Genomic DNA, 14,507 nt, shown 5'->3' with positions numbered 1-14,507 from the left:
CCTCGAACCAATGACGCATTGAACAGTTGTGGCCTTGCGAAACGCAATTGCGATCGCATGTCATGAATGTCTCATTCGTGATGACTATCCAAACTTCGAAAAAGCAAGCGCCGTGCATTGCCCGGACGCGGAGCAAGGGAACCCCCATGATTGACTGGAAGCCGTTGAGCCGTTTGGCCGCTGTTCTGTTCGCGGGCGTGGTGACATTCGCCACTGAAGTCCCGGCAGAGGATTTGAAGCCGATAGAAATTCCCGGGGACCGAGCCTATCCCGAGAGTATGTCGGCGGCGTCCGACGGAACGATTTACATCAGCAGCCTAGCTTCCGGCGGCGTGGCACGCGTGAAGCCCGGATCCGCGAAAGCCGAACCCTGGATCAAACCGGGTGCATTCGATACCCGCTCGACGTTCGGCGTCCTCGTCGATGAACCTGCGAAAACTCTTTGGGTTTGCTCCAATGACGCCTCAGGCCTGGGCGTTCCCGGACCGTCGAGCGTCGCGGGCGCGCATTTGAAAGGCTTTGACCTCGTAACCGGCGAAGGCAAACTCAGCGCCGCATTTCCCGGCAAGGCGACGATCTGCAACGACATGGTCGTCGCTCCCGACGGCACGGTGTACGTGACGAACACCGCCGCGCCGCAAATTTTGCGCCTTAAGCCCGGAGCCAAAGAACTCGAAGTTTGGGTCGAGAACGATCTTCTCGTTCCGAAAAATGGCGCCGGTCTCGACGGCATCGCATTGGGCGAGGACGGCAACCTCTACGTCAACACTTTCGGTGGTGGTGAATTCTTCCGCATCGATGTGAAAGATGGAACACCCGGCACGGTGTCGAAGCTGACGACATCACGCCCGCTGAAGTTTCCGGATGCTCTGCGGCGGCTCACGGGCAATACGTTCCTTATGGCGGAAGGCAGCGGCACACTCGATCGGGTGACCGTGGACGGCGATAAAGTCACTATCGAAACGTTGAAGGATGGCCTCAACGGCCCGACGTCTCTCGCGAAAGTCGGCAACACCGTCTGGGTCGGCGAAGGTCAGCTTCCCCACCTCTTCTCACCGAAAGAGAACGGACCGCCGAAGCTGCCTTTCCAAGCCGTGCCGGTAACGATTGGCAACTGAACAATGCTGCCCGGGCTTATGTCCGGGCGGCTTCGATCTCTCATACAGGAGTTCAGCCATGCAACCTGCCGTAACAAAGCGCGCTGCAGTTTTTGCCGTGCCGCTAGCGCTCGCTCTCGGTTTGCAATTTGCCGACACGCCCGAGGCGAGCGCTGAAACTTGCCCGAGCGACAACGCCGGCCTCAGTCTGCCGAAGGGGTTCTGCGCCACCGTCTTCGCCGACAATATCGGCCACGCTCGCCAGATCGCCGTCGGCAAGGATGGCACCGTCTACGTGAATACGTGGAGCGGCGTCTATTACAAGAACAACGACCTGCCGTCCGGCGGCTTCGTCGTTGCGCTGAAAGATACGAAGGGGTCCGGTACCGCAGACGTCGTCAAGCGCTTCGGTGAAACGCAGGCGGAAGGAGGCAAAGGCGGCACCGGCGTCGCTCTCTACAACAATTACGTCTACGCGGAGATCAACGATCGCATTGATCGCTATCCGTTGAAGGATGGAGAGATCGCGCCTGAAGGCAAAGCCGAAACGGTTCTTTCCGGCATGCCGATCAATGGCGACCATCCCATGCATCCGTTCATCATCGACAGCGACGGCAATTTGTTCGTCAGCATGGGGTCCGCGACCAACAGCTGCGAAATCAAGAACCGCATGCCGCACACGATGGGCCATGAGCCGTGCATCGAATTGGAGACGCGGGCCGGAGTCTGGAAATACGACGCCAAAAAGATTGGTCAGAAATTTTCGCCCGCCGAGCGCTATGCGACGGGCATCCGGAACGGCGAGGGCTTCGATTTCGATTCCGCGGGCCAGCTTTACGTAACGCAGCACGGACGCGACCAGCTGCATGAGAACTGGCCGGAACTCTACACCGCGCAACAGGGTTTCGATCTGCCGGCTGAGGTCGTTGTCGCATTGAAAAAGGGCGGCGATTACGGCTGGCCGCATTGCTACTTCGACGGCGAGCAGCAGAAGCTCGTGCTCTCTCCGGAATACGGCGGCGACGGCGGCAAGAAAGTAGGACGGTGCGCTGAAAAGCTCGGGCCCGTCGCATGGTTCCCCGCGCATTGGGCACCGAACGATATGAAGATCTACAAGGCTCTCGCGTTCCCCGAGCCCTATCGCAACGGCATGTTCATCGCATTTCACGGCTCGTGGAATCGCGCGCCCGCTCCGCAAGGTGGCTACAACGTCGTCTATCAGCCGTTTGCTGAAGGTAAGCCCACGGGCAAGTTCATCGTCTTTGCGGACGGCTTCGCTGGCGCTGAGAAAAATCCGGGCGGCGCAGCGCACCGGCCGTCGGGACTTGCAGTCGGGCAGGACGGCGCACTCTATATTTCGGACGACGTCAACGGTCGCGTCTGGCGCGTCACCTATTCCGGCGATCCGAACTCGAAGACGCTTGAAGCGGCGCCCGAAATTCAGGCACAGGCGGCCAACTCGGGTCAGGCTTTGCCGCCGGAGGGTATACATCCCGAGGCCGGCGCCGTAGCGGCGCTGCCGGTGCCGCCGGGCTCGACCGCCGATCAGGTCGCGCTCGGAAAGAAAGTCTTCGATGGTGACGTCGGCGGCGCGACATGCGCCGGATGTCATGGCGCGGGCGGCGTTGGCAGCCCGGTCGGCGCCGATCTCACGTCGGGAAAATGGTTATGGAGCGATGGTAGCGTCGAGGGCATCACCAAAACTATTTTGGCAGGAGTGCCCGAGCCGAAGGAGCATCCCGGCGCCATGCCGCCGAAGGGCGGCGTCGAGTTGTCGGATGAACATGTGAAAGCCGTCGCCGCTTACGTCTGGGCGCTCGGCAATCAGAAAAAGTAGCAGACTTGAGCGCGCTGCCTTTCGAGGCGGCGCGCTCATCTCCGATCAGAACAAGCGTGCGCCGTTCGGCACCTTGATGTCGGGCTTGAACATCACGACCTCGCCGCTTTCATCCGGAAACCCGAGTGTCAAAACTTCCGACATGAACTTGCCGATCTGGCGCGGCGGAAAATTTACAACCGCCGCCACCTGCCGCCCGACGAGCGACGCGCAATCATAATGCCGCGTGATTTGCGCGCTCGATTGCTTCACGCCGATGCCGCTGCCGAAATCGATTTTGAGCTTCAGCGCCGGCTTTTTTGCTTCCGGATAAGGCTCGGCGGCAACGATCGTACCGACGCGGATATCAACTGCGAGAAACTGATCGAACGTGATCGTCGCCGCAGCGGTGGCATTGGGATCTTGAACCAGATGCATGGTACGGCCTCTGCAATTATGAAAGCTTGCCTGTTAGAAATTGCGCTTCACCGTTTCCAAACGACCAGTCGGCATCCGTATTGATGACGAAGTTGACCATCACATCGCTCGGCGCGATGCCGCAACGGCTGGAAAGCGCCTCCGTCAGTAGACGGTAGAATTCCTGCTTCTCTTCGGTTGAACGCGGCCGGCTCGTCACCTGAATGAGAACGACTTTCTCGGTACGTTCGATGCCGAGGCCTGTATCCTCGATCCGCACGCGGCTCGGCTCGTGCTCGTGAACAATCTGATACCGGTCGCGAACCGGCACCTTGAACGCTTCCAACATAGCGTCGTGCGCCGCATCGAGCAGCGTCGCGATCTCGGCGTCGGTGCGGCCCTTGATGAGATCGAATCGAAGAAATGGCATAGGGTAATTTCCTTAAGGTACGATTGCTGAAAAACGTTACGAGCGGACGCCGGTCTCGACGACGAGACGGCCGCGCACTTTTCCGGCGAGAAGATCGCCCGCCGCTGCGATCGCCTGATCCAACGGAATGATGCGGGTCATGCCATCGAGCTTGCCGAAATCGATCTCGCGGGCAAGACGCTCCCAAGCCGTCATGCGATCCGTAATCGAGCGGTAGACGGAGTTGATGCCGACGAGTGTAACGCCGCGCAGAATGAAGGGGGCGACTGTCGTACGGAAGTCCAAGCCTTGCGCAAGGCCACATGCGGTGACGACGCCGTCGTCCTTCATGCTCGCGCAAACGTTCGCAAGCGTGTGGCTGCCGACGCTATCGACGGCTCCCGCCCAGCGGGCCGATTGCAGCGGTCTGCCCGGCTCCGACAGCGTTTTGCGATCGATGATCGTCTTCGCCCCCAGACCTTTGAGGTACTCGGCTTCTTCGACACGGCCGGTCGAAGCGGCGACATCGAAACCGAGACGCGAAAGAAGGAGAACGGCAACGCCGCCGACGCCGCCACCCGCACCTGTTACGATGACCTCGCCTTTGTCTGGCGTGACGCCTTGGCGCTCGAGCGCCATGACACAGAGCATCGCTGTGTAACCTGCAGTGCCGAGCGCCATCGCGCGCGCCGGGCTCAAGCCTTCGGGAAGCGGAATGAGCCAGTCGCCCGTTACGCGCGCATATTGGGACAAGCCACCCCAGTGACTCTCGCCGACACCGAAGCCGTTGAGCAGAACCGCATCGCCTGCTTTGAAACGCGCGTTGCTGCTCTCTTCGACGACGCCTGCGAAGTCCACGCCCGGCACCATCGGGAACGAACGGATGATTGGCCCCTTGCCGGTAATGGCAAGGCCGTCCTTGTAGTTGAGCGTCGAATGACTGATGCGGACGGTGACGTCGCCCTCAGGCAGCGCCGTCTTGTCGAGTTCTGCAAGACGAGGCGTTGCGCGCTCACCGTCTTTCTCAATCAGGATCGCCTGAAACATTTCGCGCCTCCGTGGGGTTCGGCGCGTTTACTCCCTTGCACGCATTGGACGCAAGATGCGAAACGGCCGCCATCGCTGGCGGCCGTCACTTTCGCATGAGAGCTATGCAGCGCCTCACATTTTGACGCGCTTTTTCTCCGGATCGTAGAACGGGAACGGCACGACCGTTGCCTTGAAGCGTTTCTGCAGGCCGTCGAGCCGTCCGATTTCGAGCGCCGTTCCGAGTGCGGAATGCGTAACGTCCACGCGCGCGAATGCCAGCGTCTTCTTGAGAAGAGGGGATCGCATCGCGCTCGTCACCGCGCCGACGTTCGCCCGGCCGACGAAAACAGGATCTCCGTGCGAGGGCTTCTCGTTGCCCTGGATCTCGAGGCCAACCAGTTTTCGGAGCGGATTGGCCCGCCGCTTCTCGATCGCCGCCTTGCCGATATAGTCCTCTTCCTTCTTCGTCGGAACGGTAAAGCTGATGCCGGCTTCGAGTGGATCGGTCGTCGAGTCGAAATCATGACCGCCGAAGACGAGGCCGGCTTCGATGCGGACCATGTCGAGTGCATCGAATCCGAACGGCTGAATTTTGAACGGCGCGCCGGCTTCCATAATCTTATCCCAAACCGCAGGCGCATCCTTGGGATGGCAGAACACTTCGTATCCGAGCTCGCCCGTGTAGCCCGTTCGCGAGACGAGAACCGGAATGCCCGCCACGCCACCGATGCGTCCGACCGTGAAACGGAAAATACCGAGTTCCTGCATCGTCGGCCGGCCGGGCGGTGTCTCGATGATCGACTGCAGAATTTCCCGCGACTTCGGTCCTTGGACGGCGACGTTGTTGATTTCGGCTGTCGCAGTCTTGAGGTGCACATTGTAGTTGGTCTTGGCGAGCTGCTCTTTGAGCCAGATCAGGCTTGCATCGTCGCCGCCGACCCAGCGGAAATTGTTCTCGGCCAAACGGAAGAGCGTTCCATCGTCCACCATACCGCCGTGCTCGTAGCACATGGGCGTATAGTAGATTTGCCCGACCGAAAGCTTGCGAACGTCGCGCGTGATGAGCCCTTGCAGGAACTGCTCGGAATCCGGCCCAAGCACTTCCATCTTCCTGAGCGGCGACAGGTCCATGATGACCGCACCCTCGCGGCATGCCCAATATTCTTCGATCGCGCCTGCGTTCGCGTAGCAGTGAGGAACCCAGAAACCGCGATAGTCGCCGAAGTTGCGGGTGAGGGCTGACGTGCGCGGGTGAAATCCCGATTCTCTTGTCAGCTGCATTGGTGCATCCGGTGCCATTCTGTATCCGATCGAGCGCTTGAACGGGGTGTTCTTCGGGTAGACCCGAACGTGTATTTCAGTGAGGTTCCAGCCGTTCGACGCATCGATGTCGGCTGGGCAGGCAGAGGTGCCGCAGACGAGGTCCGTCAAAGCACGCATCATCACGTAGTCGCCGGGACGCGACCAAGGTTCGTCGGACCAGATGTTGTTGTGGCAGTCGACGTTGGTGTTGAAGAAGAAGTTGATCGCGGGCCAGCCCCTGTAGCTGCCGATCGGGTAATCCTTCAATGCGTTATTGAAGTTATCCGAGCAGTTCGGATGCCCAAAGTAGCCCATGTCTTCATAATAGCGCGTCGTGCACGCGAGGTTGAACGTATCGTGCCGGCCGACGGTGTCCTGCACGACCTCGACCAGCGGATTGCGGTCGCGATCGAAGAATTTCGAGAACAGACCGGGCTTCGGATAAGCCATGCCGGTCATCGACCGCGTGGTGGTGGAATCGAGGCCGAGCACGTTGCCCTTGTCGAGTTCCTTGCGGTTGAAAGCCAGGAAGTCGGAGCATTGGCGCCCCGCGACGTCGATGATCTGAATGTATTCGCCTTCGCAAACCTCGAAGCTTTCGGCGCTTGCGATGTTGATGCGAATATCGAGACGCGGCTCGGCGATGGGGTCCGGCAGCTTGGCTTCGTTGAGAAGGCGCGGATTGGCGCGTTGGATGAAGACCAGAATGTCGGTCGCAGGCGTCTGATCCCAGACGACCATCGGTTCCGCCGGCGCGCCGAAGACAGCGAGGACCGGCCGTTCCACCTGCAGCGCGACGACGTCGCCCGGAACGCAATCCGGTCCGAGCACGCTCGCAGCCTTGGCGTGTCCGATGTCGAGCCCGCGCCGGAACAATCCGAAGCGAACGCGTTGTGCGTCTTCGCTATCGGCTTCGAGCGCGCGCTGAATGCCAGCGGGCTTGCCGCGTCCTTTGAGACCGAGCGCCCCAAGATCGCTCTTGCCGCCCGGCGCGAATGCCGCGATCTCGACGCCTTGCCCGCCTTCGAGCGGACTGAGCTCGACACGGTCTCCCTTGTCGAGTTCGAAAACGGCGGTGCCGCCGCCTTTCAAAACGTACCGTTCGACGCCCGGCTCCAGTGACGATTGTCCTGGAACGAAGAGTTTCGGCCGGGCAGGGGACGTGAGAACCGCATCGCTGCTCATCTTGCCCTCTTATCGGAATGGGGTGATGGACCAGCCGCGCGCGGCCGGTCCACTTTTCGGCTGCTGATGATGCTGCCAGTTTTACTCGGCAGCGACCATTTTCGTCGGTTGGTTGAGAAACGCTTCCATCGAGTCGTCGGCAGCTTTCATCCAGGCCGTGTGATGGATGGGTGCCTGCGTGCCGGTCAGCACCGATTTGTGCGAGCGATCGCGATAGGTCAGGATATCTTCCATCTTGTGATGTTCCCACTCCTTGAACATCCTCGCGACGGTGTCGACGTCGAGGCGCGGATAGTCCGTCGGCGTGATGAGATCGCGGACATACTCTGTCTGGAAGTCGATCGCAGCGGTGGCGTCCGGGAGGGCTTCTTCCATCTCGGTCCACTTCTGGATGTCGGCGAACATATCCGACTTCGGCGGCAACTTGATGCGTCCGAGCACGACGTCGCGCGCATACCATGCCTGCGCGTCGAACATATTGAACGTGTAAAACTGATCCTGCATGCCGATGTACATCAGCTTCGGATTGTCGATCCAGAAAATGCCCTTGTAGAGGTTCGGCGGATAGAGCCGGTTGCGGGACTTGAGGCGCAGCGAGTCTTCCATGAACGGATGGTGATGCAAGTAGCCCGTACACAGAATGATCGCGTCGACGTCCTTTTTCGTGCCATCCTTGAAGATGGCGGTTTTGCCTTCGACGCGTTCGAGCAGGGGAACTTCGTCCATGCGGGCAGGCCATTTGAAGCCCATCGGCTTCGTGCGCCACGAGAAGGTGACGGACTTGGCGCCGTACTTGTAGCACTGAATGCCGATGTCTTCCGACGAGTAGCTGGCGCCGACGCACAGAACGTCTTTGCCAGCAAACTCGTCCGCGGAGCGGAAGTCGTGCGAGTGCAGCGTGCGCCCAAGGAAGTGAGTGAGACCCGGGAATTCCGGAATATTCGGCGTCGAGAAATGGCCGCTGCCGCAGAAGACGTAGTCGAACTCCGATGACGTGAGCGTATCGGCGACGAGATCCTTCACCGTGACGGTGAACTTTTGCGTTTCTTCGTTGAAGGTGACGTTGCGAACCGCAGTGCTGAGCTTGATGTAGTGCATGATGCCGCTGCGTTCGATGCGGCCCTTGATGTAGTCGTGCAGCACAGCCCGGGGCGGAAACGACGGTATCGGACGCCCGAAGTGCTCTTCGAACGAGTAGTCGGCGAACTCCAAGCATTCCTTCGGTCCGTTCGACCAAAGGTAGCGGTACATGCTCGCGTGAACCGGCTCGCCGAACTCGTCCGTGCCCGTGCGCCACGTGTAGTTCCAGATACCGCCGCAATCTTTCTGCCGCTCGTAGCAGACCATTTCGGGGATATCGGCTCCTTTGCGCCGCGCGCTTTCGAACGCGCGCAAAACTGCCATGCCACTGGGACCGGCACCGATAATAGCTATTCGCTCTGCCATGTTGTGTCCTTCCGAGAATACATTCGCTAGGATTTTCTTGCTTGCTAAGTATGTTGACTAGGCTTTGTCGCGCGGATGCGTGCGGAGGCGGAGAGGGTCGTAGAACGGCATCCGCACTACGGTCGCCGGCCAGTCCCCACCGTCATGAACAACGAGTTCCGTGCCGAGCTTTGTATAAGCAGGTTCGATTTGCGCCATCGCCAGCGACTTCATCAGATGCTTGCTGTACGTCGTGCTGGTGACGACCCCGACCTGCTTGCCATTGGCCGTGATCTTGGAGCCGGGAGCGATCGCTTGCGTATGGTCGACCTCGAGGCCGGCAACGAGGGTGCGCTCCTTGCCCTTCTTCTCAACGAGCGCCTTCTTGCCGATGAAATCCAGCTTCGAGAGATCGACGGTCCAATCGGCTTTCACTTCCCAAGGCGTCGTATCTTCGTTCGTCATCTCGTATGGGAAGAACAGCAAGCCGCCTTCGAGACGCACGATGTCGAGGCATGCCCACGACACCGGAATGAGGCCTTTGTCCTTGCCGGCAGCCAGGATGGAATCCCACATCTTGTGAGCATCCTTGGCGGTGCAGAAGACTTCATAGCCAAGCTCGGCCGAATAACCGCCGCGAGCCAGACGGACGGGAGTACCAAACAGCGTCGACTTTCCGTGCTTGAAGTAGCCAAGCCCTGCAAGATCCATCGGCGTGTGCGGCGCAAGGATTTCGAGCGAAAGTGGGCCTTGCAAAGCGAGAATATGCACATCGTCATCCCGCTCGACCTTGACGTCGTACTTCGGCGCGAGCGCTCTGATCGCCTCTTCGACCTTTCCTGCGCCGTGCGAGAGACGGTACTCGGTCGGGCTGTCGACATAGATGAGAACGTCGTCGATTAGGCCGCCATTTTCATTGACGATATTGGAAATATGCGAGTCGCCGGGCTTGGCTTTGGAGACGTCGGACGTCAGCACGTAATTGAGCAGCTTCGTCGCGTCGGGACCCGACACGTTCAAGATCTGCAGCGAGGAAACGTCGAAAAGGCCGGCCCGGCAACGCACGGCTTCGACTTCCACATAGGGATCGGTTGCATACGTTTGCGGAAGCGGCATGTTGTTCCACGACACGGAGTCGAGATCCCCGCCGTTCGCCCGGTGGCGATCATTGAGAATGGACTGGCGTGGCAAATCGGCTAGGGACATGAGCACTACCTCTTGCTTGTTTTTTGATAGGTTCTGCGTGGGGTCTGTCGTCGAAAGGATTACTTAGTCCGGACCTCCGCCAGGTGAGGTCGGGGCGCCGTCGTCGTATTTCGAAAGGTAAGCGATTGCCATTTCGCGGAAGCGGCCAAGGCTTTTGTATTCAACGAGTTCAGGCGGTAGCGAACGTAGAACGCGCGGCAGGCGGCGGCCCCATTTCGGCACCGTCACGATCTGCTCGAGGCTCATCAGATAGCCGCGAATGGAGAACAGGATCGCGTTCGACCGCGGCAGTCTGAAGAGCCCCTGCATTTCGACGCGCAGATGCAGCTTCTTGCCGATGTTCTCCGGCGTGACCGTCATGCGGTCTTGGCCCCACTTGTGAAAATTTTCCGGGCTCGTATCGAGACGCGGATTGATCGTCATCGTCCAATTCAAGCGGCGAACCGGCTTGCCGATCTGCAGATTGAGAAGGAATTTGAGTGCGCGCTCGAACACGCCGGCTTCGTGCGCCAGTGGCACGGGACCGTGCCATTCGAAGAAGTTCATGCCGACGTCGAAGTCGAGCGACCAGTCGGCCTGTGAGGTGATGATGCCGGCATCCATCCAGAGCTGGTTATCGCGCTGGTCTTGGATCGAGAAATCGCCTTGCACCTGCCGTCCGATATATTCCATCGGCTCGAAGGGCAGCGTGCTCGCATCGAGGAACGTGAACTTCTGGTCGATGCCGAGCGGCCGGTTGATCCAATGCCACGCGGAGCCGTTGCGGTGCAGCGTGAAATGCTCGGGGTAATCGCGCGCGAGCGACGTCATGAGGAGCTCGAGCATGTCCCACTGCGCCGTCATCATGTGYGGCAGAGCCTGACATCGGAGGGGATCGGCTTCGAGAACTAGGGCGCGATCGCGCATTTCGGAAACGTAGTGCTCGTCGACATCGAAGAGGAATTCGAAGGGAGATCCCTTCGGACCCGGTGTGTGCGGTTCGATGTTGACCGAGTACCGATATTGATCCTCGATGAATGGAAACGGAAAGCGTCGAATGTTCTGAGGACTGTTCGTGTACGTGAAATCGTCTCGAAAAGTCTCGTCTTTGAATGTCAGTCCCATACCAGGGTCTCCCGGGAAGAATTTTTGAAATTGCGCATCAGAGATCGAGCGTGATTGATCCGGTCGGAATGCGAGACATGCAGATCATGATCTTCTTGCCGCTGACCTTCTCAGGCTCGGTCAGGTAATGGTCGTTGTGCTCGATGAAGCCGTCGCAGGAGAGAACCTCGGTCTGGCATTGACCGCATGCTCCGCCACGGCAGAGAAACGGTGCGTCGACGCCATTCTCTTCGAGAGCTTCGAGAATGCTCTGGTGGCCGCTCACTACGATTTCGCGACCCGAACGGGCGAGCTTGACGACGAACGGCTTGCCTGGAGGCGGAGCACTGAACTGTTCGGAGTGCACGTTCTCGTCCGGCCAACCGAGCAGCTTCGCGGTTTGCAAAGCCCAATCGATCATCGGCTTTGGCCCGCAGGCGTACATATGCGTGCCGAGACGCTGACTGCTCAAAACGGTCTCGAGCGGGATCAGCTGGCCCTGATCCTGGCGATAGACGTTGACGCGCGAACCGTAACGCGATTGCAGATATTTGCAGTAGGCGCCGTCTTCGAGCGAACGAACGCCGTAGTGAAGCTCGAAATCCGCATGAAGCCCGTCAAGCTCATTCATCATCGCCATGAAGGGCGTGATGCCGATGCCGCCCGCAACGAACACATGTTTCTTTGCGAGCTTGGCCGGAGGAAAGAGATTGAGCGGCTGCCCGATCTCGAGTTCCGAACCGACCTTGACGTTCTCGTGCATGAACCTCGAGCCGCCGCGTGACGGGTCGACGTTCAAGACGCTGATCTGATAGCTTGAGGTATCGGTAGGCGAACCCATGAGAGAGTAGGGATTGCGCATCAGTCGATCGCCCGAGTGCATAACGACCGATATGTGCGAGCCGCCCGAAAATTCCGAGAGCGGAGCATTATCGATATCGACCAGCCGAAAGCGCTTGATGCGGTTTGCCACCGGCTCGACCTCGGCGACACGAACGCGCCGGAGAATATTTCCGCTCATTGGTACAAGGCCTCCGTCGGAGGAATGTCGCCTGGAACTTCCGCGTCGATGCACACGCCCTGGAATGCGGCGAGGCGGCGGGAATAATGATCTCGGACCAGCAAGGTGATGCCGCAATGGCTGCACTTCACTGGGTTCGTCGTAACGTTCTCGATGAAGGTCTTGCAGTGGACGCATTGCACGCGGCGCATCAGCGTGCCGCGATGTTCGGTCCGGATCGACAGATGATCGATCGAGAAATCGCCGCCTGCCTGCACGACGAAGCCGATGAGAGGTTCGGAGCCTGCCGCATACAGGCGCAAGCCCATGGGGGCTCCGTCGAGCAACTGCCGCAGACGCGCGATGCCGTCCGCGAGGGTTGCGATGAATTCGATGGTCGCTGGCTGAAGCTCGCGAGCTATCGCTTGCCGATCCTTGTCCGCAAGAGTGTCGGCGAGAATGACGGTCGTGCGTTTCGCGAAGTTTTCGTCAGCGCGCGAAAGCAACTCGGCGACCGCCTCCGCCCCGGCCCGGTCCGAGACGATGATGTTGCTGCGCGCATTGAGATCCGGGGTAAGACCCGGATAGATTGGCCGGCTTTTGATCGTGCTTAGTGTCATCAAGAGCTCCCTGTTCCCGTCAAAGCCACGTGGGGCCTGCGGAAAGTGATCAGAGCAGACCGGAGCGGTGGAGGAAACCGCCCCGGCCCACATTTTCTTTAGGCAGGTAGCTGGAAGAACCAGTTCGAGGCGAGGACGACGACCAGACCGGCCGCGAGGACGAAATAAGGCAGCACCCCGGCTTTCCGCTTTTTGAGGTCGCCCTGAGTGAGCCCCAGATCCTCCAGCATGTGGGAGGGGAAGACGCCCTTATCCTGCACGTAGTGCCGGAAGCAGAAGACCGGAATGATCAGCGACGCGGTGATGAACCCAGCCCAAAGGGCGGCAGGGTTCCAGACCTTCGCACCGGCACCCATGAAGACGGCGTTGACGAAGGCGAACAGCGCACCGAGAGCGAGCACGAACGTCGGTGCGCGCCACGGACGAGGAACGTCTGCGTTGTCGATACGATGGATCCAACCCGAATTGAGGTTCAGGAAGTTGAAGATGATGTACCCACAGTTGGAAACCGCGAGGATGAAGAAGAAACTCGTGGCGTCCGCACAGGCGATAGCGAGGACCGCAAGATTGATCACGAGATCGGTCCACATCGCGCGCGTCGGTGCACCATGTTCGTTGACGTGGCTGAGGTAGCGCGGCAGCCAGCCGTCGCGCGAACCCTGGTAAAGCGTGCGTGACGAACCTGCCATCGCGGTCATCAGGCAGAGCATGAGGGCCAGGATCATCAGCATCACGAGCAGGCTCGTGAGCAGTCCGCCGTGCCCGACCATGTTGGCCATGGCCGCTGCCACGCCGGAGCCATCGACGATCGACGGCTCAAGCATGCCTTCGAGACCCAGAACCCCTTGGAAGGTGAAGGGCACGAGCGTGAAGAGCACGAGGCAAAGCAGACCCGAGTAGAAGATTGCCTTGAAGGTATCCCGGCCCGGATCGCGGAACTCACTCGTGTAGCAAACCGCCGTTTCAAAGCCATACGTGGACCAAGCGGCGATGAACATGGCGCCGAGAACGAGTGTCCAGCCGGCGATGTCCCAATGGCCCATCTCTGGTGCGTAGGCGGCCTTCAGCGGTTCAAGAGGCGTGAAGTTCGACCAGTTGATCTGGCCGGTGAGTATGGGAACAACACCAACGATGAGCATCGGTATGATCACTGCGAGGCCGATATATTTCTGCACGCTCGCGGTACCGAGAATGCCCCGGTGCTGAATGGCGAACGTGATCAGCATCAGCACCGCGCCGATGAAGAACGCGGCGTTGAACGAGAACGACACCGGTCCGAGCGTTCCATGGAAAAGGGACCAGTTGCGAACCGCCGGCGTCAGCGCGGCGACGGCATCCGACGAAAGCAGAGCGGCGACAGCGTCCGCAGCCGTTTTGCCGTGGTTGGCTGCAAGCCACTCCGCGATGCGAGGCGAATCCAGCGGGATCGAGTTGGCGTGAGCGCTGACCCACGCGGCGACTTGCGGCGCGTCTGCCGGCGGTATGGCTGCCAGAGAATTCAGAATATACGCCGCCGCGATCGAACATCCGAGCGAGAGCACCGGCGACCAGGCGAACCAATTGCACCAGACCGACAGAGGCGCGATCAGCTTTGAATATCTGACCCAAGCAGCAGCGCCATAGACCGATGCGCCGCCCGATTTATTGGGAAAGAGACCGGCAATTTCCGCGTAAGTGAAAGACTGGATGAAGCCCATGATCATTGATGCGAACCAGACGAGAAAGGCAACCTTTCCCGCGACGCCCGCGATTCCGCCGATCGAAAACAAGACGAGAGCAGGGACGCCACTTGCGACCCAAAATGCTCCCCTCCAGTCGATCGCTCGTACGAGTTGACCGGACGGAGCGTTAAGCTCGCCGCCCGCAGTTAGCGTTCCAGTTTCTGTGGCCATGATCGCTCCGACGAAGCTTGTTTATT

Annotated in this window: 12 protein-coding genes; 2 read left to right on the top strand and 10 right to left on the bottom strand. The window is 59.7% G+C overall.

All coding sequences use genetic code 11. The annotated features are described in order from the left end of the window. Window positions 1-146 precede the first annotated feature (146 nt). Together AB4Z24_RS10805 and AB4Z24_RS10800 are read left to right on the top strand one after the other, a co-directional pair. Window positions 147-1,118 (top strand): Vgb family protein, encoded by a 972-nt coding sequence (locus AB4Z24_RS10805; protein ID WP_441708184.1) that lies wholly within the window; start codon window positions 147-149, stop codon window positions 1,116-1,118. 58 nt (window positions 1,119-1,176) lie between these two features. Next, window positions 1,177-2,934: a c-type cytochrome gene (locus tag AB4Z24_RS10800; protein WP_441708183.1), complete on the top strand. Its 1,758-nt coding sequence runs from the start codon at window positions 1,177-1,179 to the stop codon at window positions 2,932-2,934. 45 nt (window positions 2,935-2,979) lie between these two features. Here AB4Z24_RS10800 and AB4Z24_RS10795 read toward each other — a convergent pair whose 3' ends face one another. From AB4Z24_RS10795 to AB4Z24_RS10750, 10 genes are all read right to left on the bottom strand, one after another. Further along, entirely contained in the window at window positions 2,980-3,351 is a 372-nt protein-coding gene (locus tag AB4Z24_RS10795; RefSeq protein WP_441708182.1) for a tRNA-binding protein, read from the bottom strand. A 16-nt stretch (window positions 3,352-3,367) separates the two neighbouring features. Beyond that, window positions 3,368-3,760, bottom strand: coding sequence for a tautomerase family protein (locus AB4Z24_RS10790; RefSeq protein WP_441708181.1), 393 nt, complete (start codon window positions 3,758-3,760; stop codon window positions 3,368-3,370). 36 nt (window positions 3,761-3,796) lie between these two features. Beyond that, the gene (gene acuI / locus AB4Z24_RS10785; protein WP_441708180.1) at window positions 3,797-4,786 is read right to left on the bottom strand and encodes an acrylyl-CoA reductase (NADPH); all 990 of its coding nucleotides are present in this window, start codon (window positions 4,784-4,786) and stop codon (window positions 3,797-3,799) included. Between the two features lie 114 nt (window positions 4,787-4,900). Then, complete coding sequence (locus AB4Z24_RS10780) at window positions 4,901-7,255, bottom strand: DUF1989 domain-containing protein (RefSeq protein ID WP_441708179.1); 2,355 nt, start codon at window positions 7,253-7,255, stop codon at window positions 4,901-4,903. Between the two features lie 81 nt (window positions 7,256-7,336). Beyond that, entirely contained in the window at window positions 7,337-8,701 is a 1,365-nt protein-coding gene (locus tag AB4Z24_RS10775; RefSeq protein ID WP_441708178.1) for an NAD(P)-binding domain-containing protein, read from the bottom strand. A gap of 57 nt (window positions 8,702-8,758) precedes the next feature. Then, the gene (locus tag AB4Z24_RS10770; protein WP_441708177.1) at window positions 8,759-9,886 is read right to left on the bottom strand and encodes an aminomethyltransferase family protein; all 1,128 of its coding nucleotides are present in this window, start codon (window positions 9,884-9,886) and stop codon (window positions 8,759-8,761) included. A 63-nt stretch (window positions 9,887-9,949) separates the two neighbouring features. After that, on the bottom strand, window positions 9,950-10,990 hold the full coding sequence (locus tag AB4Z24_RS10765; RefSeq protein ID WP_441708176.1) for a heme-dependent oxidative N-demethylase family protein: 1,041 nt from the start codon (window positions 10,988-10,990) through the stop codon (window positions 9,950-9,952). 37 nt (window positions 10,991-11,027) lie between these two features. Continuing rightward, a complete protein-coding gene (locus tag AB4Z24_RS10760) occupies window positions 11,028-11,990 on the bottom strand; it encodes a PDR/VanB family oxidoreductase (RefSeq protein WP_441708175.1) in 963 nt (320 codons plus the stop codon). Next, window positions 11,987-12,589 carry a dimethylamine monooxygenase subunit DmmA family protein gene (locus tag AB4Z24_RS10755; protein WP_441708174.1) on the bottom strand — a complete coding sequence of 201 codons (603 nt, stop codon included), beginning with the start codon at window positions 12,587-12,589 and terminating at the stop codon, window positions 11,987-11,989. The genes AB4Z24_RS10760 and AB4Z24_RS10755 overlap by 4 nt, the downstream gene beginning before the upstream one ends. A gap of 98 nt (window positions 12,590-12,687) precedes the next feature. Next, on the bottom strand, window positions 12,688-14,481 hold the full coding sequence (locus AB4Z24_RS10750; protein ID WP_441708173.1) for an APC family permease: 1,794 nt from the start codon (window positions 14,479-14,481) through the stop codon (window positions 12,688-12,690). Between the last annotated feature and the right edge of the window lie 26 nt (window positions 14,482-14,507).

The sequence above is a fragment of the Hyphomicrobium sp. 2TAF46 genome, from assembly GCF_052114865.1.
In the GTDB taxonomy this organism is placed as follows: domain Bacteria; phylum Pseudomonadota; class Alphaproteobacteria; order Rhizobiales; family Hyphomicrobiaceae; genus Hyphomicrobium_B.
Note: the sequence above shows the minus strand (reverse complement) of the source record. Positions and strands in the feature narration are given on the sequence as shown.

Excerpts from the sequence above, each read along its gene's own strand:
- AB4Z24_RS10805 (WP_441708184.1), top strand. The coding sequence starts at position 147 with ATGATTGACTGGAAGCCGTTGAGCCGTTTGGCCGCTGTTCTGTTCGCG.
- AB4Z24_RS10800 (WP_441708183.1), top strand. The coding sequence starts at position 1,177 with ATGCAACCTGCCGTAACAAAGCGCGCTGCAGTTTTTGCCGTGCCGCTA.
- AB4Z24_RS10795 (WP_441708182.1), bottom strand. The coding sequence starts at position 3,351 with ATGCATCTGGTTCAAGATCCCAATGCCACCGCTGCGGCGACGATCACG.
- AB4Z24_RS10790 (WP_441708181.1), bottom strand. The coding sequence starts at position 3,760 with ATGCCATTTCTTCGATTCGATCTCATCAAGGGCCGCACCGACGCCGAG.
- acuI (WP_441708180.1), bottom strand. The coding sequence starts at position 4,786 with ATGTTTCAGGCGATCCTGATTGAGAAAGACGGTGAGCGCGCAACGCCT.
- AB4Z24_RS10780 (WP_441708179.1), bottom strand. The coding sequence starts at position 7,255 with ATGAGCAGCGATGCGGTTCTCACGTCCCCTGCCCGGCCGAAACTCTTC.
- AB4Z24_RS10775 (WP_441708178.1), bottom strand. The coding sequence starts at position 8,701 with ATGGCAGAGCGAATAGCTATTATCGGTGCCGGTCCCAGTGGCATGGCA.
- AB4Z24_RS10770 (WP_441708177.1), bottom strand. The coding sequence starts at position 9,886 with ATGTCCCTAGCCGATTTGCCACGCCAGTCCATTCTCAATGATCGCCAC.
- AB4Z24_RS10760 (WP_441708175.1), bottom strand. The coding sequence starts at position 11,990 with ATGAGCGGAAATATTCTCCGGCGCGTTCGTGTCGCCGAGGTCGAGCCG.
- AB4Z24_RS10755 (WP_441708174.1), bottom strand. The coding sequence starts at position 12,589 with ATGACACTAAGCACGATCAAAAGCCGGCCAATCTATCCGGGTCTTACC.
- AB4Z24_RS10750 (WP_441708173.1), bottom strand. The coding sequence starts at position 14,481 with ATGGCCACAGAAACTGGAACGCTAACTGCGGGCGGCGAGCTTAACGCT.